Raw genomic sequence first — 24,156 nt, 5'->3', positions numbered from 1 at the left:
CGCCGACCGCATCGCCGACGTCTGGCCCGCGGCTTGCGCGGATGATGGCCGCGATCATCGCGCCGTAATCCTACGGGTCGCCCGCGCCGCCGCCTCGATCGCGTTCGGCGGCGGCGCGCCTCCGGCCGATGGTCTGGCCGACGGGCTCGGCGCGCTGTTCGCCGCGACACGCCGATGAGCGGGTTTTCGGGAGCGGCGCGGAGGGGCTTCCGATGCCCGGATCCGGTGCCGGAAGCCCGGAAACGCCTTCGCGACACGCCGATGACGGTGAAAAGTTACCTGCCTTCGTTTCGTTGGAATTCCAACGATTATGGCGTGCTCGAACGATGGTTCCGCGGGGCGTTCGGCGCGCTCGGGTTGCGCGACCGGGAAACCCGTGGCATGATGTTCGAGTTGCCTGACGAGGTCAAGACCTCGGCGGGAAACAGAGACTGGCGGATTTCCCAAGCGGTCAAAGGGAGCTGACTGTAAATCAGCCGCTTCGTGCTTCAGTGGTTCGAATCCACTATCCGCCACGCCCCGATAGCTCAGTGGTAGAGCACTTCCTTGGTAAGGAAGAGGTCGTGAGTCCAATTCTCACTCGGGGCTCTCTGGCGGGGTAGCTCAGCTGGCTAGAGCGTACGACTCATAATCGTAAGGTCAAGAGTTCGAGCCTCTTCCTCGCTACAAATCGCGCCCGCCAACCGGCGGGCGCATATTATACCTAGTAAACACAGAGGTGAATGACAATGGCTAAGAGCGCCGACATCCGTCCGGGCATCACGCTGGCCTGCACCGAGTGCAAGGAGCGTAACTACATCACGACGAAGAACCGTCGCAACACGCCCGATCGTCTCGAGCTGAAGAAGTTCTGCCCGCGCTGCGGCAAGCAGACCGTGCACCGCGAGACCCGCTGAGCGCATTCGAGTTTTCCGAGGACCCGGCCCATTCGGCCGGGTCCTTTCGTATTCCCGGCGGATTTCCGTCCCCGTTCGTGTCCGTTTGCGGGCGAGCCCGGAATCCCGCGGATAGGATAGGCAGTTATGACCAGCTTTGCAGAGATCACCACGATCGGTGTGGGCGGCGAGATCGCCCGTTTCGTCGAACCGACCACGCGCGTCGGCGTCATCGAGGCCGTCGAAGGCGCCGATGAGCACGGGCTGCCCCTGTGCGTCATCGGCGGCGGCTCCAACATGCTCGTCTCCGACGAGCCGTTCCCCGGCGTCGTCGTGCGCGACGCACGCCGCCGCATCACCGTGCCCGACGAGGCGGCCCCCGTCGAGGGGGATGACCGCACCGTGCACGTGAACGCGGAGGCCGGCGCCAACTGGGACGATTTCGTCGCCTTCACCGTCGAACTCGGCCTGGAGGGCGTCGAGGGTTTGTCCGGCATCCCCGGCACGGTGGGCGCGTCCGTCGTGCAGAACATCGGCGCCTACGGCCAGGAGGTCGCCACGTCCGTCGCATCGGTGGAGGTGTGGGACCGCGAGACGAAGACCACGCGCGACCTGCTCCCCGCGGACCTCAAGTTCGGCTACCGCTCCTCCGCGTTGAAGTCGAGCATGTACCAGGCTCCCGCCACGCCGGCCGACCGCTTCTTCCCGACGCCGCGCTACGTGGTGCTGTCCGTCACGTTCGCGCTGCGCCACAGCGCCGAGGGCACGGTCGGATTCGGCCAGCTGGCGAAGGCGCTCGGCGTCGAGGTGGGCGCGCGCATGGCCACCACCGCCATCCGCGACACGGTGCTCGAGGTGCGCGCCTCCAAAGGCATGCTCGAGGACCCGACCCGCTACGCCCTGCCGGACATGGCCGACACGAAGCGCGAAGGCAACGTCCTCGCCGACCTGAAGCGTCTCGCCGCCTCCGGCGCGCCCGCCGCCGAGGACGGCTCCGGCCTGCCCGCGCCCGACTGGGACCGCCACAGCTGCGGCTCGTTCTTCATGAACCCGATCCTGCCCGAAGCCGAGGCCGCGCGCCTGCCCGAGGACGCGCCGCGCTTCGCCGCCACGCTGCCCGACGGCACGTCCGGCGTGAAGACCTCCGCCGCGTGGCTCATCGACCACGCCGGATTCCACAAGGGATTCGCCGTGGGGGAGCGGTCCGCCGAGAACGCCCCGGCGAGCCTGTCCACGCACCACACGCTCGCCCTGACGAACCGCGGGACCGCCACGGCGGCGGACGTCGTCGCCCTCGCCAAGACCATCCAGCGGGGCGTGAGGGAGCGGTTCGGCGTGGCGCTCGTGCCCGAGCCCGTGTGCGTCGGCGTCGACCTGCGCCCCTGAGCGCCCGGCCGGCGCCGTCACGCGCGTCGCCGGCATCACGCGCGTCCCGAATGTGGGGAAGGGCCTTCGCGTCGCAATCCGGTGGGCATATACTATGCCGTTGAACCTAACCGGAGAGACAAGAAGGTCCCAGCACCATGCAGATATTCCGAACGAAATCCGTCGAGCAGACCATCGCCGAGACCGGCGAAGAGGGTCGCACGCTCAAACGCAACCTCACATGGTGGGATCTGTCCATCATGGGCGTCGCCGTCGCCGTCGGCGCCGGCATCTTCTCCGTGGGCGCGCAGGCCGCCGCCTTCCACGCGGGCCCGGCCGTCATCATCAGCTTCCTCATCGCCGGCGTCGTGTGCGGCGCGGCCGTCATGTGCTACGCCGAATTCGCCTCGATGATCCCGGTGGCCGGCTCCGCGTACACGTTCACGTACACCACCGTCGGCGAGGTCGTCGCGTGGATCATCGGCTGGGACCTCATCCTCGAGATGATGATGGCCGGCTCGGTGATCTCCAAATACTGGGGCGTCTACCTCGACGACTTCTTCCACCTCATGGGCTGGGGCGTCGACACGAACCTCACGTTCGGCTCGTTCCACATCGACATCGCGCCGATCATCATCGTCGCGTTCTTCACCACGCTGCTCGTGTTCGGCACGAAGATCGGCGCCCGCGTGGACGGCGCGATGACCGTCCTCAAGATCGCGATCGTCCTGTTCGTCGTGGTCGTCGGATTCTTCTACGTGAAGATGTCGAACTTCACGCCGTTCATCCCGCCGAGCCAGCCCGCCGACTCCCTGCCCGGCAGCTCCGTCGCCGCCGACGTGCTCAACCAGCCGCTGTGGCAGTGGGCGACCGGCATGGTCCCGAGCGTGTACGGCGTGCCCGGCATCCTGTCCGGCGCGGCGCTCGTCTTCTTCGCGTTCCTCGGCTTCGACGTGGTCGCCACCGCCTCCGAGGAGACCGTGAACCCGCACAGGAACGTGCCGCTCGGCATCGGCGTGGGCATGGGCCTCATCATCGTCATGTACATGCTCGTCGCGTTCGTCACCACCGGCATGGTCTCCTACAAGGACCTCGCCAAGCAGGACAGCCCGTCGCTCGCCACCGCGTTCGAACTGGTCGGCGCGAACTGGGCGGCGAAGATCATCAGCTTCGGCATCGTGCTGGGCCTCGCCACCGTGGTCATGGTGCTGCTGCTGGGACTGACGCGCATCGTGTTCGCGATGAGCCGCGACGGCCTGCTGCCGCGCGGACTGTCCAAGACCGGCAAGCATGGCACCCCGGTCGCGTTGCAGATCGGCGTCGGCGTGGTCGTCGCGCTCGTCGCCGCCTGCTTCGACATCGGCGTGCTCGCCGACATGGTGAACATCGGCACGTTGTCCGCGTTCACGCTGGTCGCGATCTCCATCCCGATCATGCGCGCCCGCCGCCCCGAACTGCCGCGCGCGTTCAAGATGCCCGGCAACCCGTGGGTGCCGATCCTCATCGCCGTCGCCAACCTGTGGCTGATGCTCAACCTGTCCGTGCTCACCTGGCTGCGTTTCGTCGTGTGGCTGGTCATCGGCTTCGCGATCTACTTCGGCTACGGCTACTGGCACGCCCGCCTCGGCAAGGGCGCGCTCACCGAGACGCTGTCCGAGGAGACCGACAAGGCCATCAACACCGACTGACGCGGGACGTCCCGGTCACATCGCGCCGCGCCGGCGGTTCCCCATGCGGGGAGCCGCCGGCGTTTCCGTACCGCGGCGTCCTGACAGGGTGTCAACCGTCCCCGCACGCTCCTAGACTGGACGGTTAGATTCGTCAGGAACATGTTCTAAGGAGAATCCCATGCCGTACGTTGTCGCCCAGCCTTGCGTGGATGTGAAGGACAAGGCCTGCGTGGACGAGTGCCCGGTCGACTGCATCTACGAGGGCGATCGTTCCCTGTACATCAACCCGAACGAGTGCGTCGACTGCGGCGCATGCGAGCCGGTGTGCCCCACCGAGGCCATCTTCTACGAGGACGACCTGCCGGAGGAGTGGGCCTGGTACAAGGACGCCGCCGCCAACTTCTTCGCCGAGGTCGGCGATTTCGGCGGCGCCTCCGCCCACGGCCCGATCGGCAAGGATCCGGCGCAGGTCGCCGCCCTGCCCCCGCAGAACCAGGACTGAACCGCGGTATGGGCTTCCACACCTACTCCTCGCCGTACGACTGGTCGCGCATCGCCGGCTACAAGGCCACCGCGAAGACGGTCGACGGCGGCATGATCGACCTGTCCGTCGGCTCGCCGGTCGACCCGGTGCCCGCCAGCGTGCGCGACGCGCTCGCCGCCGCCTCGGACGCGGCGAACGCGCACGGCTATCCGGCCACCATCGGCACGCGCGACCTGCGCGACGCGATCGACGGCTGGTTCCGCCACCTGCGCGGCGTGGACCTGAAGGCCGTCAACGCGGCCGTCGTGCCCACCGTCGGATCGAAGGAGGGCGTCGCGCTGATGGCGTCGCTGCTGCACCTCGGCGCCGGCGACGTGGTCGTCCAGCCGAAGGTCTCCTACCCGACGTACGAGATCGGCACGCAGCTGGCCGGCGCGACCGTGCTCAAGGTCGACGACGTCGCCGACGTGGACTCGTGGAGGAACGTGCCGGGCGTGAAGGCCGTGTGGGTGAACTCGCCGTGCAATCCGTCCGGCGACGTGCTCGGCGCCGACTGGCTCGCCGGCATCGTCGCGGCGGCGCGCACGATCGGAGCGGTCGTCCTGTCCGACGAATGTTATGCGCTGATGGACTGGCGTACGGGCCGCGGCGCCGCCGACTCCAACGAGCCGGCCTCGGCGGACGCGTTCAGCCTGTCCGCCACGCCGTGCGCGCTGAGCCCGCAGGTGTGCGAGGGCAGCGCCGACGGCATCCTCGTGCTGTATTCGCTGTCCAAGCAGAGCAACATGGCCGGCTACCGCACCGCGCTCATCGCTGGCGACTACCGTCTCGTCACCGAGATGGCCGAATACCGCAAGCAGATCGGCGAGATCATCCCCGGACCCGTCCAGGCCGCGATGGCCGCGGGCCTGCGCGACGTCGAAGCGGTGCGCGTGCAATGGCAGCGCTACCGCACACGCCTGTCGAAGCTCGTCGCCGCGCTGCGCGCGTACGGCTACGACGCGGCGATGCCGTCCGGCGCGCTCTACGTGTGGGTGAAGGCGAAGTCCGGCGACTGCTGGACGGACATGGCCGATCTCGCGAAGCTCGGCATCATCGCCAGCCCCGGAGAATTCTACGGCGCTCCCGCCCATCTGCGCTTCTCCGCCACCGCCACCGACGAGGCGATCGAAGCCGCCTGCGCCCGCCTCGCCGCCTGAACGCTTTCCTGATTCCTCACGCGCCGAACCGCGCCGCGCCCTTTCCGAATTTCCGCCGCACCTCGTCCAGTGCGCTCTCCGCGCGGCGCTGCCGGTCCGAGACGGTGCTCGCGTCGGCGCTCGTCGCCTCCTCGAGCATGTCGTCCAATGACGGCTGCACGGCGGTCGCGGCGGCCGTGCCCAATCCGCTCGCGCTCATCCCCGCCAACCGGATGAGCTTCGGCAGCGGCGCGTCGGGGGAGGCGTCGTCGGACATCCCCAGCATCCCGTGCAGCAGCCGCACGCATACCGGATACAGCGTGCCAGCCGTGTCCACCGGGCGTTCCAACGTCCGCGATCGCGTCCGATAGCTCAGATCGGCGAACCGCAGCTTCACCGTCACCGTGCGCGCCACGAACCCCTTGCGCCGCAACGTGCCCGCCACCTCGTCGCACGCCTCGCGCAGCAGTCCGAGCACGACGCGCTGATCGGTGGTGTCCTTCAGCAGCGTCTCCTCCGAACCGACCGACTTCTCCTCACGCACCGGCGTGACCGTACGCTCGTCGATGCCGCGCGACGCCATCCACAATCCGCGCGCCGCCGCGGCCGAGCCGGTCGCCTGTTCCAACGCCTCGGGGCTCATCGCCGCCAGATCGGCCACAGAATCCACGCCCCACGCGTTGAGACGCTTCTCCAACGACGGCCCGATGCCGGGAATGCCGCGCAACGGCATCATCTGCACGAATTCCGCGGAACGGGCGGCGGGGATGAGCAGCATGCCGTTCGGTTTCGCGTTCGTCGACGCCATCTTCGCGACGAGCTTGTTCGCCGCGACGCCCACCGAACAGGTCACGTGGAAGCGGCGCTCCACCTCGGCGCGGATCCACGCGCCAATCGCCGTCGGACGCTTCCACGCGAGCAGCGCGCCGGAGACGTCCATGTATCCCTCGTCCACCGACACCTGCTCGACCCGGTCGGTCACGGCGTGGAACACGTCGGTCATAATGGCGTGCGAGACCGCACGGTAGTAGCGCATGTCCACGGGCAAGAACACGCCGTCCGGGCACAATTGCCGCGCGCGGGCGGACGGCATCGCCGAGTTGATACCGTAGCGGCGCGCCTCATAACTGGCCGCGGACACCACGGAACGCGGCCCCGTGCCGATGATCACCGGCCTGCCTTTGAGCTCCGGGTGACGCGCCACCTCGAGCGAGGCGTAGAACGCGTCCATGTCGATGTGCAACACCGTGCATCCGGTCTCGTCATGCCCCCAATCGCGTTTCGCGGCGGCCAGTCTCGGTGCGGTGCTCATACCGCCATTCTACGGTCGTGCGTGGCGGGCAGGGATATCGCCGTGGGGGATATTACCGTAGGGGATATGAAGCGAGCGGTTGTGAATGCGTTGAACCACGTGCCGGTGGTCGTCATCGTCGTGTGCGAGGCGATCGTCATCTACAGTGCGACCGCCGTCGCGAAACTCGCGTTCACCCAGCTCGACCCGTTGTACGCCGTATGGTACCGGGTGGGGTTCATGGCCGTGCTGATGCTGCTGTGGCGGCGCCCGTGGCGGCCCGCCAAACGTGCGGCGCTGTTCCGCCATGATGTGCGTGGCTGGGGACTGGTGGCGCTGTTCGGCGTCTCGCTCGCTCTGATGAACACGATGTTCTACGTGGCCATCTCCAACATGGACCTGGGCATCGCCGTCTCCCTCGAATTCCTCGGACCGTTGTCGGTCGCCGTGATCACCGGCCGCAGCTGGCGTGAACGGCTCGGCATCGGCATCGCCGCGATCGGCGTGGTCCTGCTCGCCGGCATCTCGCTCGCGGATCCGCAGAGCGGCGGCAGGTTCCTCGTCGGCCTGATCGCGATTCTCATCGGCGGGTCGATGTGGGGCGTGTACATCGTGGTCGGCAGGCGCATCGCCGCCGGAGGCAATTCGCTCGACAACCTGTGCGTCGCCGTCACGATCGGATGGGCGGTGCAGTCGCTGTTCCTCGGCGTCCCGGCCGTTACGCATCTCGTCCATCCGAAGGCGACGGCCACGTGGGCGGCGGCTCCCGGCGGCCCGCTGAAACTGTTCGCGCTGTTGTTCCTCGTGTCGTTCCTCGCCTCGTTCGTTCCGTATGTGATCGAGCAGGTGACGCTGCGTCGTGTCACGCCCGCCGCGTTCTCCGTCATGCAGTCCATCAACCCGGCCGTCGCCATCGCCGTTGGTCTGGTATTGGGGGAGGTGCCGGGGCCCGGCGAGATGGTCGGCGTCGCGTTGGTGATCCTGGCCGTCGTCGTCACCTTCTCCGGCGACAAGGCCCCCGCCCCGGGCCGCTGATTGCGATGATCGGGCCGTTCCGCGCCAACCTTGGCACGGAACCGACCCGGAGCGCCGCATGGGGGGGTCGGTTGCGTGCCAACCGTGGCGCGGAGTCGACGCTGGGTTGGCCGTCAGCGTTGGTTCCGTACCAACTGTGGCTCGGATCCGATGCTAGGGCGGTCGCTGGCGTCGTTTCCGTGCCAGCTGTGGCGCGGAGCCGACGCTGGGCTGGCCGTTGGCGTCGTTTCCGTGCCAGCTGTGGCGCGGAGCCGACGCTGGGCTGGCCGTTGGCGTCGTTTCCGTGCCAGCTGTGGCGCGCAGCCGATGCTGGGGCAGCCGTTAGCATCGGTTCCGTACCAACTGTGGCGCGCAACCGACGCGCGGGCTGTTGCCGGCGTCGTTTCCGTGCCAGTGATGGGGCGCGGCAGACGCATATGGTTGACAAACGACGCATATGGCTGGCCAATGGTCACGGGAATTCGGTGGTCTTGTCGTTTTCCGCCGGCTTTCGCGGCGCGGCCACTCTCAGCCGGATCTCGTCCGGCAGCGCCCGACGGCGGGAGCAGGGGATGACGAGGCGTCCTACATGCCGCAATACGAAGAGCCGTTTTCCCTCCGGGCCGGTGTCGAACGCGCGCTGCCTGTATCGTGGCTGCCTTGCCATGTCGATGACCTCCGAAAAGGGGATGACCGGTAACAGGTGAATCCGACCGGAAACGTACCGGTCTCTTTACCGGTTTGTACCCCGTTACGTCCCCCATTACCACCCTGTTTACCACCTAACGCACTCCTATCCACGCGCCGTTACGCACCATTGCGCGAACGGCCGGCGAACGCGGCAATAGCCCGGAACCGTTGCAATGCCGCCGTTTTCGGCATGAAAAAAGGGATTCACGTGAACCCGTGAATCCCTTGCGAGCGGAGTGAGGGGGATTCGAACCCCCGAGCCGCTCAAAGCAGCTAACACCTTAGCAGGGTGCCCCTTTCGGCCACTCAGGCATCACTCCACATTGTGCCATGAACACAACAGCATGAAACTATACACCATTCTCCGGATATGACCCGCCGTGTTCACAAAATTCCCCAATGCGAATGGGGTGATGCGTGTGGTGGGGATGCGCGTGGGGTGATGCGTGTGGTGGTGATGCATGTGGTGACGTACATGTGTCGATGCGCATGCGGCGATGCGTGCGATGCCGTGTATTGCATACGCGGTCGATGCATCACGTGCCCCAGAAAGCCCGGAAAGCCCAGAAAGCCCGGAAATCCCGCAGTATGTTTCGCAGTGTTGTCGGGAATCTCCTCCGGCACCGCCGTGCCATGCCCTGCACACCACAGTGCATGCCACAAGGGCGGAGCCGGAGGTACGCCATTGTCCGTCCGTCTCCTGCGGGCCATTCTAGTCCAACCGTTTTCGCGACACCCGGCCCGTGGGATGAATCACGCGAAACGACGTGCCCCGGCGATATCCTCGACATACGAGAGTTCGAGAGCCTGAGCGTCCGAGGCCCCCAAAGAAAGCGAAGACCATTCGGTCCGAGAGCGGGGGCCCCGGAACATGGGAAGACAGGGAGGCCGCAGGCCATGAAGCACATCAACGGGGAAGGACGTCACACGTCGACTCATACGTCCGCGTCGGCGGGGCCGTCGCGCGCGCTGATCGCGGGGATCGTCGCGCTGGTCGCATTGCTGGCGGTCGCGCTCGGCGTGGGCGCGTGGGCGGCCTCCACGGGCAGGCTCGGTTTCGGCGCGGGCGCGAACGGCGCTGGCGGCGCGACCGTCGCCTCCGGGTCCGCGCTCGACAAGACGAAGACCGCCCCCAAGCCGGCCGCCGAGCATCACGGCAACTCCCCGGACTGCCCGGACACGGACTGCATCTCGATGCTCGTCAACGGCGACCTGTTGTTCCATGAGGGCCTGTGGGAGCATTTCGCCGGGCCGAACACGGCCGCCACCGATGGCACCGCGTTCAACTTCGATCCGCTGTTCGAGCCGATGAAGAAGTACATCCAGGCTTCCGACATCTCCGTATGCGAGTTCGAGACGCCGATCGCCCCGCGCGGCGGCCCCTACTCCGCCTACCCGATCTTCAACATCCCGCCCGAGGTGGCGGACGCCGCCAAGCATGTCGGCTACAACGCGTGCACGCATGCGACGAACCATTCGTGGGATCAGGGCGCGGACGGCATCGCCCGCCTGTGGGACACGCTCGAATCGGAGGGTATCGCGCAGACCGGCTCGTACAAGACCGAGGCGGATTCCGTCAAGCCGCTCGTCATCGACTCGCCGACCGGCGGCGGCAAGCTGGGCCTCGTCACCGGCACCGTGTCGCTCAACGGCATGACCGCCGACCAGGACTGGCAGGTGGACCGTCTGCGCGAGAGCGGCGACCCGCACCATGATTCCGACATCCAGCGCGCGGTCGACAAGGCGAACAAGGCGCGCGAGGAGGGTGCCGACGTGGTCGCCATCTCCATGCATTCGGTGCAGGAGTATCTCGACGACGCCGACTCGTGGCAGGTGTCCGAGGCACATGAGCTGGCGGACACGGGCGCGTTCGACGTGATCTACGGCGCCGGATGCCATTGCGTGCAGCCGATCGAGCACTACAACAACACGTGGATCATCTACGGCACCGGCAACGCGGTCACCGTCACCTCGTACATCCCCGGCAACGAGGTGAACAACCAGGGCATGACGGCGCGCATCCAGTTCGCCGGTAAGAAGGGCGTCAAGGGGTCGTGGCGCGTGAACCGCATCGACTGGCTGCCCACCGCGAACATGCGCCAGGGCCAGTACGTGTGGTGTCCGATCTCCTCCGACCATCCGGACGGCACTTGCTGGAACGACGCGGAGGACGCGAAACAGCGCCAGCGCATCTCCGACGTGATCTACAAGATGGGCGCCGACCCGAACGTCGTGCGCGAATGGAACATCACCGCCGAGCAACAGGCGAAGCAGTCGAACCAGTCGAGTCAGGCGAAGCAGTCGAACCAGTGACGTCACGACCGTGCCGCCCGCGCTAAGGTAGGCTCCATGACCATGCCGCACACGCCATCCACCGCATCGCCGGTACCACCGTCCACGCCATCGCCGATCATCCTCGACACGCAGCCGGAGCGCGCCGACCTGCCGCTCGTCGTCATGCCCGCCGTGCTCGCCTCGATGATCGCGCCGATCACCGCGCAATTGGAGCGTCTGCGCGACGTGGCGCGCGTGCGCGTGTACGGCGACTTCACCGAGGACGAGGACCTCATCGCCGAACGCACGGCCGGAGCGACCGTCATGCTCAACGGCGGCCCGCACATCTCCGACGCGCTGCTGCGGCGTCTGAACGCGGACGGCCTCAAGTGCATCGTGTTCTCCGGCACCGGCGTCGCCAGCTACATCGATCTGGCGCTCGCCCGCGAGCTCGGCATGCGCGTCTGCAACGCCGTCCACTACGGCGACGCCGCCGTCGCCGAGCACACGTTCGCCCTCCTGTTCGAGCTGACGCGCCACGTCGGCGCGCTCGACGCGGGCGTCAAGGCGGGTGGCTGGTCCGGTCCGTTCGCGGACGGCATGCAGCTCGCCGGCCGTCGTCTCGGCATCATCGGCCTCGGCGGCATCGGCGGCGCCGTCGCGCGTATCGCGCGGGCGCTCGATATGGACGTGTCCGCATGGTGGACCGGCCACACGCCGGTCGACCGGTTCACGCGGTACGGCGTCACGCCGGTCGACGACCTCGGCGCGCTCATCGCCGCCTCGGACGTCGTCACCGTGCACCTGCCGCTCATCGACGGCGTGACGCGCGGCATCGTCACCGCCGACCATCTCGCGCGGCTGAAGCCCGGCGCGCTGTTCGTCAACACGGCGCGCGCCGAGGTCATCGCGCCGGGCGCGCTCGCGGCGAGGCTCGCGCGCGGCGACGTCCACGCGGCGCTCGACGTGTTCGACAAGGAGCCGCTGCCCGCCGACGACCCGTTGCGCGCGATGGACAACGTGATCCTCACGCCGCATGTCGCGTGGCGCACCGACGGCGCGTTCGCCGACCTCACCCGGCAGATGGCGGACGCCACGCTCGCCTACCTGACGGGCCGCGATGTGAACGTCATCGTCTCCGAACACGATCGCGAGGCGTGATGCGGACGATCCTCGACCCGACCGACCGGCCCGCGCACGACGCGTTCGTCGAGAAGAAATCCGAGTTCATCGGCGACGCCGCGCACGTCGCGACGCTCGACGAGGCGCTCGCCTTCGTCGAGACGATACGCGAACGGCATCCGAAATCACGCCACGTCGCCTACGCGGCCGTCTGCGGCGGCGCCGACGGCCGCGTGGCGGAACGCATGAGCGACGACGGCGAGCCGTCCGGCACCGCCGGCAAGCCGATCCTCGACGTGATCCGTGCGAACGACCTCACGGACTGCGTGGTCGCCGTGACGCGCTATTTCGGCGGCATCCTGCTCGGCTCCGGCGGTCTCATCCGCGCGTATTCGACCGGCGCGTCGATCGCCGTGAAGGCGGCGCGGCAGGCGGCGATCGTGCCGTGCCGGCGCTACCTCGTCGCGCTGCAGTACCCGCAGCTCAAACGGTTCCAGCAGATCCTCGCCGCCGTGCACGGCACGCAGTCCGACGAGACGTACGCGGCCGACGTGACGCTCGTCGCGTCGCTGCCGGTCGACGACGCGACGCGGTTCGAGGACCTCGTGCGCGAGACGTTCAACGCGACCGTCGCGCCGGAGCCGATCGACGTGGTGAACCGCGCGGTCGCGCAGGACTGACGGCGAGGGTAGGCTGGGGCGCATGAGCGACACCGATTTCGAGCCGTTGACCGTCACCTACGAGCATCTGCGCCACAGCGAGGACTCCGCCGAACTGTCCGAATTCGCACGACGCGAACTGCCCGACCGCGCCGACCAGGCCGCGTTCTCGCGCGCCACCGCACTGCTCGAAGCGGTCGGCGGCAACGCGCACACGCCGGTCGCGGACCGCATCTTCCTCGCCGAGACGATGCCGTTCCCGAACGTGCTCGTCAAACTCGCCGCCGACCCGGAGCCCGACGTGCGCAAGGCCGTCGCCGGCAACGAAAGCGACAAGAACTGGCTGGTGGGCCGCCTCACCAAGGATCCGGTGCCCGAAGTGCGCGACACGGCGCTGCGCAATCCGAAGACCTCGTGGAAGATGCGGCTCGAAGGCGCGCAGAACCCGGAGGTGGACGCGGCCACGCTCGCCTTCCTCGCGACGCTCGGCACCGAGATCGAAGCCGGAGCGCCGGCCGTGCTCTCCTCGATGGTGCGCCGCGCGGTGGCGCTGAACCCGAACGCCACGCCCGAGACGCTGGCGAAACTGGCCGACGACCCCTCCGCCGAAGTGCGGCACGCGGTGGCGAAGCGCCGGGCCGCCGCGGACGCCGGCTGAACATCCCGCGTCCGCATCGCGGACAGCCTTCCCGCGCTCGCCCTCGCGCGCGCGAGTAGTGTACGGCACCGCCCGTGCGAACCGCATGTGTCGGCGTTTTCTCCACACCGGCGTTACACTGGGAGGCATGACTGAGAGAACGGAAAGTGCAGAGCGGCTCGCCCGTCCGCTGATTCGACTGGCCAAGCTGGTGGGCATCGGGACCAGCTATGTGGGGATGAGCGACGACTACCACGAGATCGAGGACGATGTCCTGGTGGATCTGCTCGCCGCACTGGGCATCGACGCCTCCGGGGACGAGGCGATCCGAGGCTCCATCAAGCACATCCGCGATGCGCGCCGCAGCCGTCTCGTGCCGCCCACCGTGCTGCACACGGTCGGCGAGGAGTCGCGCGTGCTCGTCAACGGCGGCGTGTTCGACCTGCCGAAGGCGACCATCACGCTCGAAGGCGGCGAGGACTACGGCAAGCCGCTCGCCTACGGCCCCGGCGACGGTTCGAAGGCCTACGTGCTCAACGACCGGTTCATCACCACGTCGTCGGTCATCATCCCCGCCGACCTGCCGGCCGGCTACCACACGCTGCATGTCGCGGTGGGCAGCCGCACGCAGGACGCCACGCTGATCAGCGCGCCGGCGCGCGTCGAACTGCTCGACGAGATGAAGAGCGGCCACCTGTGGGGATGGATGGCGCAGCTGTACTCCATCCGCTCCGGCAACTCGTGGGGCGTGGGCGACTTCCAGGACCTCGCCGACCTGCTCAAGGACGCGAAGAGGCACACGGGCGCCGACTTCACGCTCATCAACCCGGTGCATGCCGCCGAGCCGGTCTCCCCGCTGACGCCGTCGCCGTACCTGCCGATCTCCCGCGGCCTCGTCAACTTCACGTACATCCGACCCGAGTCCATCGAGGAGTACCAGCTGCTCGGCAAGGAGAGCCTCGCGCAGGTCGAGGAGCTGCACGCCTCCGTCGAACCGCTCAACGGCGACGCCCAGGTCGTGGACCGCGATTCGATGTGGCGCGCGAAGATGCACGCCCTGTGGATCATCTTCAAGCTCGGCCGCTCCCCGGAGCGCCAGAAGGCGTTCGCCGATTACTGCCAGGCGGCCGGCGACGACCTCGAAGGCTACGCCACCTGGTGCCTGTGCTACGACAAGTGGGGCGCGCCGACCCGCGAGCTCGGCAACTGGGAGCAGAAGTTCACCAAGGAATCCCCCGAGGTCCAGGGGCTCAAGCAGCAGTTCCCGGACACGCTCAACTTCTACCGCTGGCTCGAATGGATCGCCACCGAACAGCTCGACCGCGCGCAGCGCGAGGCCCGCGCCGCCGGCATGCGCATCGGCATCATGGCCGACATGGCCGTCGGCGTGCATGCGCTCGGCTCCGAGGTGTGGTGGCATCCGGAGAACTTCGCGAAGGGCGCGACCGTCGGCGCCCCGCCGGACATGTTCAACCAGCAGGGGCAGGATTGGAGCCAGCCGCCGCTGAGCCCGATCGCCCTGGAGAACACCGGCTACGCCCCCTACCGCAACCTCGTGCACAACATGTTCGCGCACGCGGGCGCGGTGCGCATCGACCACATCCTCGGCCTGTTCCGCCTGTGGTGGGTGCCCGCCGGCCGCAAGCCCGTGGACGGCGCCTATGTGCACTACGACTCCGAGATCATGCTCGGCATCCTCGCGCTCGAAGCCTCCCGCGCGGACGGCGTGGTCGTCGGCGAGGACCTGGGCGTCGTGCCCGAATACGTGGCCGACTCGCTGTCCAAGCACGGACTGCTCGGCTGCGCCGTCGAATGGTTCGAGCAGCGCGACGGCAAGTTCCGCGCGCCCTCCGACTGGCGTCCGTACGCGCTCGCCTCGGTCAACACGCACGACCTGCCGCCGGCCGCCGGATACCTGGAGCTGGAGCACGTCGAACTGCGCGAACGCCTCGGACTGCTCACCGAGCCGAAGGAGAAGGTCGAGCGCGACGCCATGAACGAGCAGAACGCCATGCTGGAGATGCTCGTGCGCGAGAACTACCTCGACGCCGACTTCGCCGACCATCGCGAAGCCCACGAGCAGGACATCATCGAGGCGCAGTACCGCGCGCTCAAGGGCTCGCCGTGCAAGCTGCTCGCCGCCTCCATCACCGACGCGGTGGGGGAGAAGCGCACGCAGAACCAGCCGGGCACCAACAACGAGTACCCGAACTGGCGCATCCCGCTCGCCGACGGCAAGGGCGACGTGGTGCCGGTCGAAGGCCTGTTCGAGCGCGAGTCCGTGCAGCGTCTCGCCGCCATCATGAACGACTGAGAACGGTCGGACGCGTTCGCCGTCCGTCGAGGGCCCGCTTCCCACAGGGAGGCGGGCCCTTTCGTTACGCCGCTGCGACACGCCCGGGGTGATGTCAAGGGCGGCGATATACTAGTGGATTGTTGTGTTTCCCTAAGGGGTCCTTCAAAGCGCTTTCCCACTCGCCATCGAGGACTTTCAGGGAGCCCACGGATAAAGAGGTCTGAAGCTTATCGGATCGCGCGCCCTAACCAAGCGCACACCGAGCAGCCGAAGCCCGGAACACAATAGTGAAAAGGTAGATACAGTGAAGACTTTCACTCCGAAGCCAGCTGATCTGACTCATGACTGGTACATCGTCGACGCTTCCGATGTGGTGCTCGGCCGTCTCGCCTCCCAGGTCGCGACCCTGCTGCGTGGCAAGAACAAGCCGACCTACGCGCCGCACGCCGACTCCGGCAACTACGTTATCGTCATCAACGCCGACAAGATCGCGCTGACCGGTAACAAGCTGGGCAAGGAACTGTACTCGCACTCCGGTCGTCCCGGCGGCCTGCGTCGCGACAAGTACTCCGAGCTGCTCAAGAACAAGCCGGAGCGCATCATCACCGCCGCCGTCAAGGGCATGCTGCCGAAGAACCGCCTGGCCAAGGTGCAGCTCAGCCGTCTGCGTGTCTTCGCCGGCTCCGAGCATCCGCACGCTGGCCAGAACCCGCAGGTCTTCGAGATCCAGCAGGTTTCTCAGCAGGCTAAGTGAACCGAAGGGAGATAGAGAACATGGCTGAAAACACCAACAACTCCGCGGTTCAGGAAACCGAAGAGGAGCTCACCAGCTACACCACCGAGACCAACGCCGGCGCCGGCACCGGCACCTCCGCGATCGAGCCGGGCTACGGCACCGGCCGCCGTAAGGAGGCCGTCGCCCGTGTCCGCCTGATCCCGGGCTCCGGCAAGTGGACCATCAACGGCCGCACCCTGGAGGAGTACTTCCCCTCCAAGCTGCTGCAGCGTGAGGTCAACTCCCCGATCGTGCTCCTCAAGCTCGAGGGCAAGTTCGACGTCGTCGTCCTCGTCGACGGTGGCGGCACCACCGGCCAGGCCGGCGCCATCCGCCTCGGCGTGGCCCGTGCGCTGAACGCGATCGACCGCGACGCCAACCGCGCCGAGCTGAAGAAGGCCGGCTTCCTGACTCGCGACGCCCGCGTCGTCGAGCGCAAGAAGGCCGGTCTCCACAAGGCCCGTCGCGCCCCGCAGTTCTCCAAGCGTTGATTCGCCTGGGCGCTGCCCATCACGACAAGGAACCCCGTCACCGTTCGTTCGGTGGCGGGGTTCCGTCGTTTTCTTGGTCGGGTCGGGGCCGGGAGATTTCGCGTGAGACCTCCCGGCCTCCGACTTCGAGTCTCAGCTCAGCTGCTTCATCAGGCTGATGCTGAGCGCGGGGAACGTCCACACGTTCATGTCGGGCGCGGATTCCGGCTCGGCCTTGGGCGCGGCCTCGGGCTGCGCCGGTGCCGTCGTGGACGACGGTCCCTGCGCGGCCGGAGTCGCGGCCGTCGCGTTGGTCGCGGACGTGGACGCGGCCGCCGTGGTTCCGGTCGAGCCGCCCGTGGCGAGCGGCGTCGGGATGGCGCCGGCCATGGCGTGCGCCGCCTGCTGCGGTTCCGGCGCATGACGGTGCAGCAGCGCGGCCGCCTTCTCCGCCTTCTCCGCGGCGGCCTTCGCCTCCGCGTGGGCGATCGCCTTCATGTCCGCATCGAGCGCGTCGGACAGCTGGCGCGCGGTGGCGCCGTCCGCCTCGCCCTGCATCCGTTCGACCAGATCGTGGATCTCGCTGCTTTCGGGCACGCTGATCGTCCACAACGTCTGCTGCCCCTCCAGTTTGAGATCCTCGACGGCGAGGCCGCGCCCCGGCATGTGGCCGGTGCTCTCCGCCGAACACCAGGCGGGCGTCCACTCGCTGTCCGAGGGGAGCCGGAACTGCTTGTCCTCCGGCACGCCGTTGATGACGATGAGGATGTCGGTCTCGCTCGCGTCGAGCAGCTGCATCGCGAAACTGCGCTGGCCGAGGTCGAACCAGTCGCGCTCCATCGGCGTCGTGCCGTTCGGCAGGAACCATTGGATGCGGCTCGACGGCTTGAGCAGACCCAGCTGCGTGAGCCTGGTGAAGAAGCCCTCCTGATGGTACAGGTTGAGCGACTTGCGTAGGGCCACCAGCTTCGACACGGTCTCCAGACGGTGCATGTGCCAGCTTTTCTCCGGCTGGTACAGCCAATCCCATTTCAGGTAGCTGATCGGGCTGTCCTGGCAGTAGGCGTTGTTGTTGCCGTCCTGCGAGTTGCCGAATTCGTCGCCGGCGAGCATCATCGGCGTGCCGAGGCTGAGCAGCAGCGTGCCGAGCATGTTCATCGCCGCGCGTTCGCGCCGCGCCACGACCGTCACGTCGTCGGTCTCGCCCTCCACGCCGAAGTTCGCGGAATGGTTGACGTTCGAGCCGTCGTTGTTGTTCTCGCCGTTCGCCTCGTTGTGCTTGTTCGCGTAGCGGGTGAGATCGGTGAGCGTGAACCCGTCGTGGCAGGTGACGAAGTTGATCGACGACGCGGCGCCGCGGCCCGGGTCGGTGGCGAACAGGTCGGCGGATCCGCACAGGCGCGTCGCCATCTCCTGCATGCCGATGCGGCCGACGCGTCCGCCGCCCTCCACGTCGGTGAGCCAGAACTGGCGCGACGTGTCGCGGAAGCGGTCGTTCCACTCGGCGAACGGCACGGAGAACTGCCCGGTGCGCCAGCCGAGATTGCCCAGATCCCATGGTTCCATGATGAGCTTGAGGTTGCCGAGCAGCAGGTCGGCGCGCAGCGCGTACAGGAACGGGTGATGCTGCGTGAACTCGCCGTTGAGGCGTGCGAGCGAGACGCCCAGGTCGAAGCGGAATCCGTCGATGCCGATGCGTTTCGCCCAGTAGCGCAGCGAGTCGATCGCGAACGTGACGACGTGCGTGTTCGTGAAGTCGAACGTGTTGCCGCAGCCGGTCGTGTCCTCCAGACGTCCGATGTTGTTCTTCTGCCGCCGGTACGTGGAGATCGCGTCGAGGCCGCGCCAGCAGACGGTCGGCCCCTCCACGCCGCCTTCGCACGAATGGTTGTAGACCACGTCCATGATGACCTCGAAGCCCGCCTCGTGCAGGGCGCGCACCATGTCGATGACCTCCTGGCGCACCGCCTCCGCGCCGGCCTGCTGCGAGGCCTTCGTCGCGTAGGAGGGTTCGGGGGCGAAGAACCCGAGCGTGTTGTAGCCCCAGTAGTTCACGCGGTCGCGCTCCTGGAGGAACACCTCCGGCTGCTTCGCCTGAATCGGCAGCAGTTCGATCGACGTGACGCCGAGACCCTGCAGATAGGCGAGCGTGGTGGGATGCGCGAGACCCGCGTAGGTGCCGCGCAGCTCCTCGGGCAGCCACGGCGCCTGCGCGGTGAAGCCCTTGACGTGCAGCTCGTAGATGACGGTCTTGCTCCACGGGATGTGCGGATGGTCGGGGTCGGCGTCGTGCTTGGTCTTGTCGCGGTCGTCGATGGCGACGGACAGCGGCATGAGGCCGAGCGAGTCGACGGTGCTCATGTTGCCGAACGCGGAGCCGGTGACGCGGTTGTCCTTCACCTCGCACTCGTAGGAGAAGGCGGCGGGGGAGAGCTCCATTGTGCCGTCGATGCCCTTCGCGTACGGGTCGAGCAGCAGTTTGTACGGGTTGAAGCGCACGCCGTGGCGCGGGTCCCATGCGCCGTCCACGCGGAAGCCGTAGCGCATGCCGCTCCACGCCTTCGGGATGTGCACGTACCACAGGCCGTAGTTGGGGCCTTCCATGCGGAACAGGGTCTCGCGCACGTAGAGGTCCTCGAGGATGCGCATGCAGACGGGGAATTCGCGGATCTGGTCGACGAACGGCACGTTCGGTACGTCGAACAGTCGGATGGCGTCCTGATAGAACGCCGTGGGGTCGTCGAGCGATTCGATCACGCTCAGCCACACCTGATCGGCGGTCTCGGAGCGGACGACGACGTCCGCGCCGCCGTCCTCGGTGAAGTAGAAGCCAGGGCGGGTGGCGTAGCGATGCAGCGGTGGGTTTCTCATACACCCATTGTAGGCGTGTCGGGTTTTCGCGGGGTTTTCCGGGGGTTTCCGCATGGGCGCGGCGTCCGTATGGGTCGCGTGTGGGGCGCGTTCCGCGGCGATGCGCCGTCTTGATGATTGTCGGGTGGTCGTCGGGTGGCCGCCGGGAGCGGCGGGATTCCGGGCGACACGCTGATGATAGTTGGTTTTAGAAAATGAATTTGCAAAACTAAAGAAAAGAAGTTATAGTGTGTACCAACACCTCGCAGGGAACGCGGGATGGACGAACGTCAACACCGTCGGCGACGACGGAAGAACAAGGAACGACACAGCAATAGTCTTCGCGGTCGAAGGCGCATCGAAAGGAACCATCATGAAGGCACTCGTGCTCACCGGCGTCAAGCAGTTCGAGATCCAGGACCTGCCCACCCCCGACATCGCGCCGAACGAGGTGCTCATCAACACCGCCTACGCCGGCGTGTGCGGCACCGACCACGACCTGTACGCGGGCCGCCCCGGCTCCGCGGCCGCCGTCCCGCCGATCGTCCTCGGCCATGAGAACTCCGGCGTCGTCGAGGCCGTCGGCTCCGAGGTCACCAACGTCAGGCCCGGCGACCGCGTCGCCGTCGACCCGAACATCTACTGCGGCCAGTGCGAGTTCTGCCTCACCCAGCGCCCCGAGCTGTGCGACCACCTGTCCGCCGTCGGCGTGACCCGCGACGGCGGCCTCGCCGAACAGTTCACCGCTCCCGCCACCGTCGTCTACAAGCTGCCGGACAACGTCTCCCTCAAGGACGCCGCCGCCATCGAGCCGATCTCCTGCGCCGTGCACGGCGTCGACCTCCTCAGGCTCAAGCCCTACCAGAAGGCCCTCGTCATCGGCGACGGCTTCATGGGCCAGCTGTTCGCGCAGATCGTGCAGGCCTACGGCGTGCACCAGGTCGACCTCGCCGGCATCTTCGACGAGAAGCTCCAGCGCAACCAGGAGCTGTTCGGCGTGAGGAACATCTACAACACCACCCACGAATCCATCCCCGAAGGCGCCTACGACGTGATCATCGAGGCCGTCGGCCTGCCGTCCACGCAGGCGCAGGCCGTCGCCGCCGCCAACAAGGGCGCGCAGGTGCTCATGTTCGGCGTCGGCCCGCAGGAGGCCCACTTCGAGATGAACACCTACGACATCTACAAGAAGCAGCTGACCATCCAGGGCTCCTTCATCAACCCGCTCACCTTCAAGGACGCGATCAGCCTGCTGGAGTCCGGCAAGATGAACGTCGATCCGCTCATCAGCCACGAGCTCGAACTCGACGAGGTCCAGGACTTCCTCGACGGCAAGATCAAGGGTGTCTCCAAGGCCGTCGTCAAGCTCGCCCACTGATACGAGTCCCAGGTCCCACCCCGCTCCGGTCCGCAGGACCGGAGCCCGTCCTCGCCCCCGCCGGCGGGTTTCCCGTGGAGTCGGAGTCCCGTCCTCGCCCCCGCCGACGGGGTTTCCGTGGAGTCGGATTCCCGTCCTCGCCCCCGCCGGTGGGTTTCCCGCGGGACCCGGGTCCCGTCCTCGCTTCCCGCCGACGGGGTTCCCGTGGAGCCGGGGTCCCGTCCTCGCTTCCGCCGACGGGGTTTCCGTGGAGTCGGATTCCCGTCCTCGCCCCCGCTGGCGGGGGCTCCCGGCGGAAGCCGGGTGGGGGTGGTTCCGCGGCCGCCCTCCGGCGCTGCACCCCACCTCCCGCCGGCGGGAGGGAATCGTGGCTCCGCTCCGCTTCATAGACTTGGCCGCCGGTTTTCCCCTTTTTCCCGGCGGCCATTACACTTTTGCCGTAAGACGGCTCCTATTCGACAACGACGTTTATGTAGGGATTATCCATGATTCGCTTCTTTGAAAAGTTCGGCATCCCCCGCGTGCTGCTCCTCGGCTTCCTCGCCGTGGCCATCTTCATGACCGGTGACGGCTTCGAGCTCACCTTCCTGTCCAAGTACATGGTCGATCAGGGCTTCACCGCGGCGCAGGCGTCCGGTCTGGTCACCGTCTACGGCCTGTTCGCCGCACTCGGCGGTTGGACGGCCGGTGTGCTCGCTGAGATGTTCGGCGCTCGCCGCGTTATGATGTTCGGCGCCTGCTGGTGGATCGCCGTTCACCTGGTCTTCCTGGGACTCGCTTTGCCCAGCGGCGTCTATCCGTTCATCCTCGCCGTCTACGCGGTGCGCGGCATCGGCTATCCGCTGTTCATCTACTCGTTCGTCGTGCTGATGGCGCAGTACATCACCCCCGCCCGTCTCGCCTCCGCCACCGGCTTCTTCTGGACCTGCTTCTCGCTGGGCATCGGCGTGTTCGGCGCGTACCTGCCGAGCTTCATCATGCCGCACTTCGGTGAGTACAAGACCTTCTGGTTCGCGCTGCCGTTCTCGATCGTCGGCACCATCATGTGCTTCCTGTTCGTGCCGAAGAACAAGGTCGTCAAGGGTGAGGGGCTGAGCACCAAGGAGAAGCTCAAGGAGCTCACCGACGGCGCCACCATCCTGTTCACCAACCGCAAGATCGCCATCTGCGCCATTATCCGCATCATCAACAACCTGCTGCTCTACGGCTTCCCGGTCATCATGCCGCTCTACCTGTGCACCACGAAGTACGGCGGCATCAACATCTTCAAAACCGAGGAGTGGATGCGCATCTGGGGCTTCGTGTTCGTCGTCACCCTGATCTTCAACACCTTCTGGGGTTGGTTCATGGACCGCTTCGGCTGGGTGTGGCCGATGCGCTGGTTCGGTTGCGGCGTGCTCGCCGTCGGCTCCGTCGCCTTCTACTACATCCCGCAGTGGTTCGGCGCGAACGCGCTGATGATGATCATCGCCTCCATTATCGTCGGCATCGGTACCTGCGCGTTCTCCTGCCTGCCGACCATCATGACGCTCGAAGCCCCCGGCAAGCAGGGTGCCGCCCTCTCCGCCTACAACCTGGCCGCGGGACTCACCACGTTCGTCGGCCCCGGCATCGCCACGGTCCTGCTGCCGTCGATCGGCATCGAAGGCATCTGCTGGACGTACGCGGCGCTGTACGTGGTGGCGCTGCTGCTCACCTGCACCCTGCACCCGAAGCAGCCCGGCTTCGACGAGAAGGGCCACCGCATCAAGGAAACGAAGACCGAGACGGCGGAGTCTGCGATCGCGGCCTGATCGGCAACGAAATACCAATGATCGATCATTCGGGCGGCATGGCGTCGGCCGCGCCGCCCGAATGACGGATTATCCTGAACCTGTCGAGACAATCGAATCAACCATCACCATTCAAAGGAGAATCATCATGGCCAAGAAGATGACCGAATTCACCACCGACTTCCAGCACTCCGGCATGATCGCCAAGGACCTGGATGAGACCATCAAGTTCTACACCGAGACGCTCGGCTTCGAACTCGCCGGCCTGTTCCACAACGGTGAGAACCGTTGCGCCTTCCTGCGCTACGGCCACCTGACCATCGAGACCTGGGAGGGTGATCCGGCCCCGCTGACCACCGGTGCGATCAACCACTGGGCGTTCGACGTTCCGGATATCGAGGCCGCGTGGGAGAACGCGAAGGAACTCGGTCTGGAGATCAAGGAGGATGAGATCCAGTCCATTCCGAGCTTCTGGGACAAGGGTATCCGCTACTTCAACGTCTTCGGCCCGAACCGCGAGACCCTCGAATTCTGCGAGATCGTCAAGTAACCCGCTCCGCCTCTCCATCCAACCAACAGTCTGCGCATGGCCGCCGCGTTCATCCGCGTCGGCCATGCGCATTCGTGCCTATGGAACGGATTGTGTCGCGTGGTGTTGTGGTGGTGTTGGTGGGCTGGTGTCTCCTCCCGTTGGCGCGTGGTGTCGCGTGGTGGTGTGTGGGTGTCGGTGGGTGGTTGTTGGTTGCGTGTTGGTGGTGTTTTGTGCTTGTTTTCGACACGCCGGTGGATTGTTGTGTTTTCAGTGGTTTTGGGGGTGTTGTGTTGGGGTTGGTTTGCGTGGTTGGTTGGGTTGGTGTGAGTTTGTCACTCACTGCCGCTGAGCGGTCCGGTTGCCTTCCGATGGTTGGTTTTCCGGGTTTGTTGGGTGTGTGTGGTGGTTTGAGAACTCAAGAGTGTGTTGTACTACTTACTTCTTTATAGTCAATGATTGCCAGTCCGATGCCGGCTCCGGTTTTGCTGGAGTGCCCGAGGGGGTTTGAATGGTGTCGGGGTTTTTGTGCGAACCTCTTTCCTTATAAGGGGTTCCGTCTTTTTTCTTTTTGAGGGTCATTTGTTTGGTTCTCTTCATGAAGTTTTTTGTGGAGGGTTCGATTCTGGCTCAGGATGAACGCTGGCGGCGTGCTTAACACATGCAAGTCGAACGGGATCCTGCCAGCTTGCTGGTGGGTGAGAGTGGCGAACGGGTGAGTAATGCGTGACCGACCTGCCCCGTACTCCGGAATAGCTCCTGGAAACGGGTGGTAATGCCGGATGTTCCAGTTGATCGCATGGTTTTCTGGGAAAGGGTCTTACCGG

At 66.6% G+C, this 24,156-nt stretch carries 19 protein-coding genes, 4 tRNA genes and 1 rRNA gene; 21 read left to right on the top strand and 3 right to left on the bottom strand.

All coding sequences use genetic code 11. From position 1 onward, the window contains the following. Positions 1–174 precede the first annotated feature (174 nt). The 9 genes from Uis4E_RS11720 (at position 175) to dapC (ending at position 5,593) form a co-directional block, all read left to right on the top strand. Positions 175–465: a hypothetical protein gene (locus tag Uis4E_RS11720; protein WP_165784908.1), complete on the top strand. Its 291-nt coding sequence runs from the start codon at positions 175–177 to the stop codon at positions 463–465. Next, positions 434–515: transfer RNA gene (locus Uis4E_RS07515), tRNA-Tyr, on the top strand. Before Uis4E_RS11720 ends, Uis4E_RS07515 begins: the two co-directional genes overlap by 32 nt. Position 516: 1 nt before the next feature. Continuing rightward, positions 517–588 (top strand) — tRNA-Thr (locus tag Uis4E_RS07510). A 4-nt stretch (positions 589–592) separates the two neighbouring features. Beyond that, a tRNA-Met gene (locus Uis4E_RS07505) sits at positions 593–666 on the top strand. A gap of 62 nt (positions 667–728) precedes the next feature. Further along, on the top strand, positions 729–896 hold the full coding sequence (gene rpmG / locus Uis4E_RS07500) for a 50S ribosomal protein L33 (protein WP_007053013.1): 168 nt from the start codon (positions 729–731) through the stop codon (positions 894–896). A gap of 126 nt (positions 897–1,022) precedes the next feature. After that, complete coding sequence (locus Uis4E_RS07495; protein WP_101622576.1) at positions 1,023–2,261, top strand: UDP-N-acetylmuramate dehydrogenase; 1,239 nt, start codon at positions 1,023–1,025, stop codon at positions 2,259–2,261. A gap of 137 nt (positions 2,262–2,398) precedes the next feature. Continuing rightward, positions 2,399–3,928 (top strand): amino acid permease, encoded by a 1,530-nt coding sequence (locus tag Uis4E_RS07490; protein WP_101622575.1) that lies wholly within the window; start codon positions 2,399–2,401, stop codon positions 3,926–3,928. Positions 3,929–4,088: 160 nt separating this feature from the next. After that, on the top strand, positions 4,089–4,412 hold the full coding sequence (gene fdxA / locus Uis4E_RS07485; protein ID WP_034527169.1) for a ferredoxin: 324 nt from the start codon (positions 4,089–4,091) through the stop codon (positions 4,410–4,412). Positions 4,413–4,420: 8 nt separating this feature from the next. Further along, positions 4,421–5,593 (top strand): succinyldiaminopimelate transaminase, encoded by a 1,173-nt coding sequence (dapC, locus tag Uis4E_RS07480; protein ID WP_101622574.1) that lies wholly within the window; start codon positions 4,421–4,423, stop codon positions 5,591–5,593. 16 nt (positions 5,594–5,609) lie between these two features. On the opposite strand, the gene dinB is transcribed toward dapC, so the two are convergent. Next, positions 5,610–6,884, bottom strand: a complete 1,275-nt coding sequence (gene dinB / locus Uis4E_RS07475) for a DNA polymerase IV (protein WP_101622573.1) — start codon at positions 6,882–6,884, stop codon at positions 5,610–5,612. A 66-nt stretch (positions 6,885–6,950) separates the two neighbouring features. On the opposite strand from dinB, the gene Uis4E_RS07470 reads away from it, so the two are divergent. Continuing rightward, complete coding sequence (locus tag Uis4E_RS07470; RefSeq protein WP_101622572.1) at positions 6,951–7,898, top strand: EamA family transporter; 948 nt, start codon at positions 6,951–6,953, stop codon at positions 7,896–7,898. A 901-nt stretch (positions 7,899–8,799) separates the two neighbouring features. Here Uis4E_RS07470 and Uis4E_RS07465 read toward each other — a convergent pair. After that, a tRNA-Ser gene (locus Uis4E_RS07465) sits at positions 8,800–8,887 on the bottom strand. Positions 8,888–9,464: 577 nt separating this feature from the next. Here Uis4E_RS07465 and Uis4E_RS07460 point away from each other — a divergent pair. The 7 genes from Uis4E_RS07460 (at position 9,465) to rpsI (ending at position 16,821) form a co-directional block, all read left to right on the top strand. Further along, positions 9,465–10,880: a CapA family protein gene (locus tag Uis4E_RS07460; protein ID WP_101622571.1), complete on the top strand. Its 1,416-nt coding sequence runs from the start codon at positions 9,465–9,467 to the stop codon at positions 10,878–10,880. A gap of 42 nt (positions 10,881–10,922) precedes the next feature. Further along, the gene (locus Uis4E_RS07455) at positions 10,923–12,002 is read left to right on the top strand and encodes an NAD(P)-dependent oxidoreductase (RefSeq protein ID WP_101622577.1); all 1,080 of its coding nucleotides are present in this window, start codon (positions 10,923–10,925) and stop codon (positions 12,000–12,002) included. Beyond that, on the top strand, positions 12,002–12,643 hold the full coding sequence (locus tag Uis4E_RS07450; protein WP_101622570.1) for an IMPACT family protein: 642 nt from the start codon (positions 12,002–12,004) through the stop codon (positions 12,641–12,643). Before Uis4E_RS07455 ends, Uis4E_RS07450 begins: the two co-directional genes overlap by 1 nt. A gap of 13 nt (positions 12,644–12,656) precedes the next feature. After that, entirely contained in the window at positions 12,657–13,280 is a 624-nt protein-coding gene (locus tag Uis4E_RS07445) for an AbrB family transcriptional regulator (RefSeq protein WP_423734931.1), read from the top strand. Positions 13,281–13,407: 127 nt separating this feature from the next. Next, positions 13,408–15,573, top strand: coding sequence for a 4-alpha-glucanotransferase (gene malQ, locus Uis4E_RS07440; RefSeq protein WP_101622568.1), 2,166 nt, complete (start codon positions 13,408–13,410; stop codon positions 15,571–15,573). A gap of 286 nt (positions 15,574–15,859) precedes the next feature. Beyond that, on the top strand, positions 15,860–16,309 hold the full coding sequence (gene rplM, locus Uis4E_RS07435; RefSeq protein ID WP_101622567.1) for a 50S ribosomal protein L13: 450 nt from the start codon (positions 15,860–15,862) through the stop codon (positions 16,307–16,309). A gap of 20 nt (positions 16,310–16,329) precedes the next feature. Beyond that, the gene (gene rpsI / locus Uis4E_RS07430; protein ID WP_034527187.1) at positions 16,330–16,821 is read left to right on the top strand and encodes a 30S ribosomal protein S9; all 492 of its coding nucleotides are present in this window, start codon (positions 16,330–16,332) and stop codon (positions 16,819–16,821) included. A 132-nt stretch (positions 16,822–16,953) separates the two neighbouring features. Here the strand turns inward: rpsI and glgX are convergent, their stop codons facing one another. Then, complete coding sequence (glgX, locus tag Uis4E_RS07425; protein WP_101622566.1) at positions 16,954–19,671, bottom strand: glycogen debranching protein GlgX; 2,718 nt, start codon at positions 19,669–19,671, stop codon at positions 16,954–16,956. Positions 19,672–20,023: 352 nt separating this feature from the next. Here glgX and Uis4E_RS07420 point away from each other — a divergent pair, with 352 nt between their 5' ends. From Uis4E_RS07420 to Uis4E_RS07400, 4 genes are all read left to right on the top strand, one after another. Continuing rightward, the gene (locus Uis4E_RS07420) at positions 20,024–21,028 is read left to right on the top strand and encodes a zinc-dependent alcohol dehydrogenase family protein (RefSeq protein ID WP_101622565.1); all 1,005 of its coding nucleotides are present in this window, start codon (positions 20,024–20,026) and stop codon (positions 21,026–21,028) included. A 485-nt stretch (positions 21,029–21,513) separates the two neighbouring features. Next, positions 21,514–22,821 (top strand): MFS transporter, encoded by a 1,308-nt coding sequence (locus tag Uis4E_RS07415; protein ID WP_101622564.1) that lies wholly within the window; start codon positions 21,514–21,516, stop codon positions 22,819–22,821. A gap of 127 nt (positions 22,822–22,948) precedes the next feature. Then, positions 22,949–23,350 carry a VOC family protein gene (locus Uis4E_RS07410; protein WP_034527195.1) on the top strand — a complete coding sequence of 134 codons (402 nt, stop codon included), beginning with the start codon at positions 22,949–22,951 and terminating at the stop codon, positions 23,348–23,350. Positions 23,351–23,936: 586 nt separating this feature from the next. Beyond that, positions 23,937–24,156: ribosomal RNA gene (locus tag Uis4E_RS07400) — 16S ribosomal RNA — on the top strand; the annotation flags it as partial.

This window comes from Bifidobacterium parmae (assembly GCF_002860365.1).
Lineage (GTDB): Bacteria > Actinomycetota > Actinomycetes > Actinomycetales > Bifidobacteriaceae > Bifidobacterium > Bifidobacterium parmae.
The sequence above is the reverse complement of the archived record's forward strand: the minus strand, read 5'-3'. Positions and strand labels throughout refer to the sequence as shown.

What these genes read in the sequence shown, in the direction of transcription:
- Uis4E_RS07470 (WP_101622572.1), top strand. Translation starts at nt 6,951, where the DNA reads ATGAAGCGAGCGGTTGTGAATGCGTTGAACCACGTGCCGGTGGTCGTC.
- rpmG (WP_007053013.1), top strand. Translation starts at nt 729, where the DNA reads ATGGCTAAGAGCGCCGACATCCGTCCGGGCATCACGCTGGCCTGCACC.
- Uis4E_RS07415 (WP_101622564.1), top strand. Translation starts at nt 21,514, where the DNA reads ATGATTCGCTTCTTTGAAAAGTTCGGCATCCCCCGCGTGCTGCTCCTC.
- Uis4E_RS07455 (WP_101622577.1), top strand. Translation starts at nt 10,923, where the DNA reads ATGCCGCACACGCCATCCACCGCATCGCCGGTACCACCGTCCACGCCA.
- Uis4E_RS07490 (WP_101622575.1), top strand. Translation starts at nt 2,399, where the DNA reads ATGCAGATATTCCGAACGAAATCCGTCGAGCAGACCATCGCCGAGACC.
- Uis4E_RS07460 (WP_101622571.1), top strand. Translation starts at nt 9,465, where the DNA reads ATGAAGCACATCAACGGGGAAGGACGTCACACGTCGACTCATACGTCC.
- dapC (WP_101622574.1), top strand. Translation starts at nt 4,421, where the DNA reads ATGGGCTTCCACACCTACTCCTCGCCGTACGACTGGTCGCGCATCGCC.
- malQ (WP_101622568.1), top strand. Translation starts at nt 13,408, where the DNA reads ATGACTGAGAGAACGGAAAGTGCAGAGCGGCTCGCCCGTCCGCTGATT.
- Uis4E_RS07495 (WP_101622576.1), top strand. Translation starts at nt 1,023, where the DNA reads ATGACCAGCTTTGCAGAGATCACCACGATCGGTGTGGGCGGCGAGATC.
- Uis4E_RS07410 (WP_034527195.1), top strand. Translation starts at nt 22,949, where the DNA reads ATGGCCAAGAAGATGACCGAATTCACCACCGACTTCCAGCACTCCGGC.
- Uis4E_RS11720 (WP_165784908.1), top strand. Translation starts at nt 175, where the DNA reads ATGAGCGGGTTTTCGGGAGCGGCGCGGAGGGGCTTCCGATGCCCGGAT.
- dinB (WP_101622573.1), bottom strand. Translation starts at nt 6,884, where the DNA reads ATGAGCACCGCACCGAGACTGGCCGCCGCGAAACGCGATTGGGGGCAT.
- rpsI (WP_034527187.1), top strand. Translation starts at nt 16,330, where the DNA reads ATGGCTGAAAACACCAACAACTCCGCGGTTCAGGAAACCGAAGAGGAG.
- glgX (WP_101622566.1), bottom strand. Translation starts at nt 19,671, where the DNA reads ATGAGAAACCCACCGCTGCATCGCTACGCCACCCGCCCTGGCTTCTAC.
- Uis4E_RS07420 (WP_101622565.1), top strand. Translation starts at nt 20,024, where the DNA reads ATGAAGGCACTCGTGCTCACCGGCGTCAAGCAGTTCGAGATCCAGGAC.
- fdxA (WP_034527169.1), top strand. Translation starts at nt 4,089, where the DNA reads ATGCCGTACGTTGTCGCCCAGCCTTGCGTGGATGTGAAGGACAAGGCC.
- Uis4E_RS07450 (WP_101622570.1), top strand. Translation starts at nt 12,002, where the DNA reads ATGCGGACGATCCTCGACCCGACCGACCGGCCCGCGCACGACGCGTTC.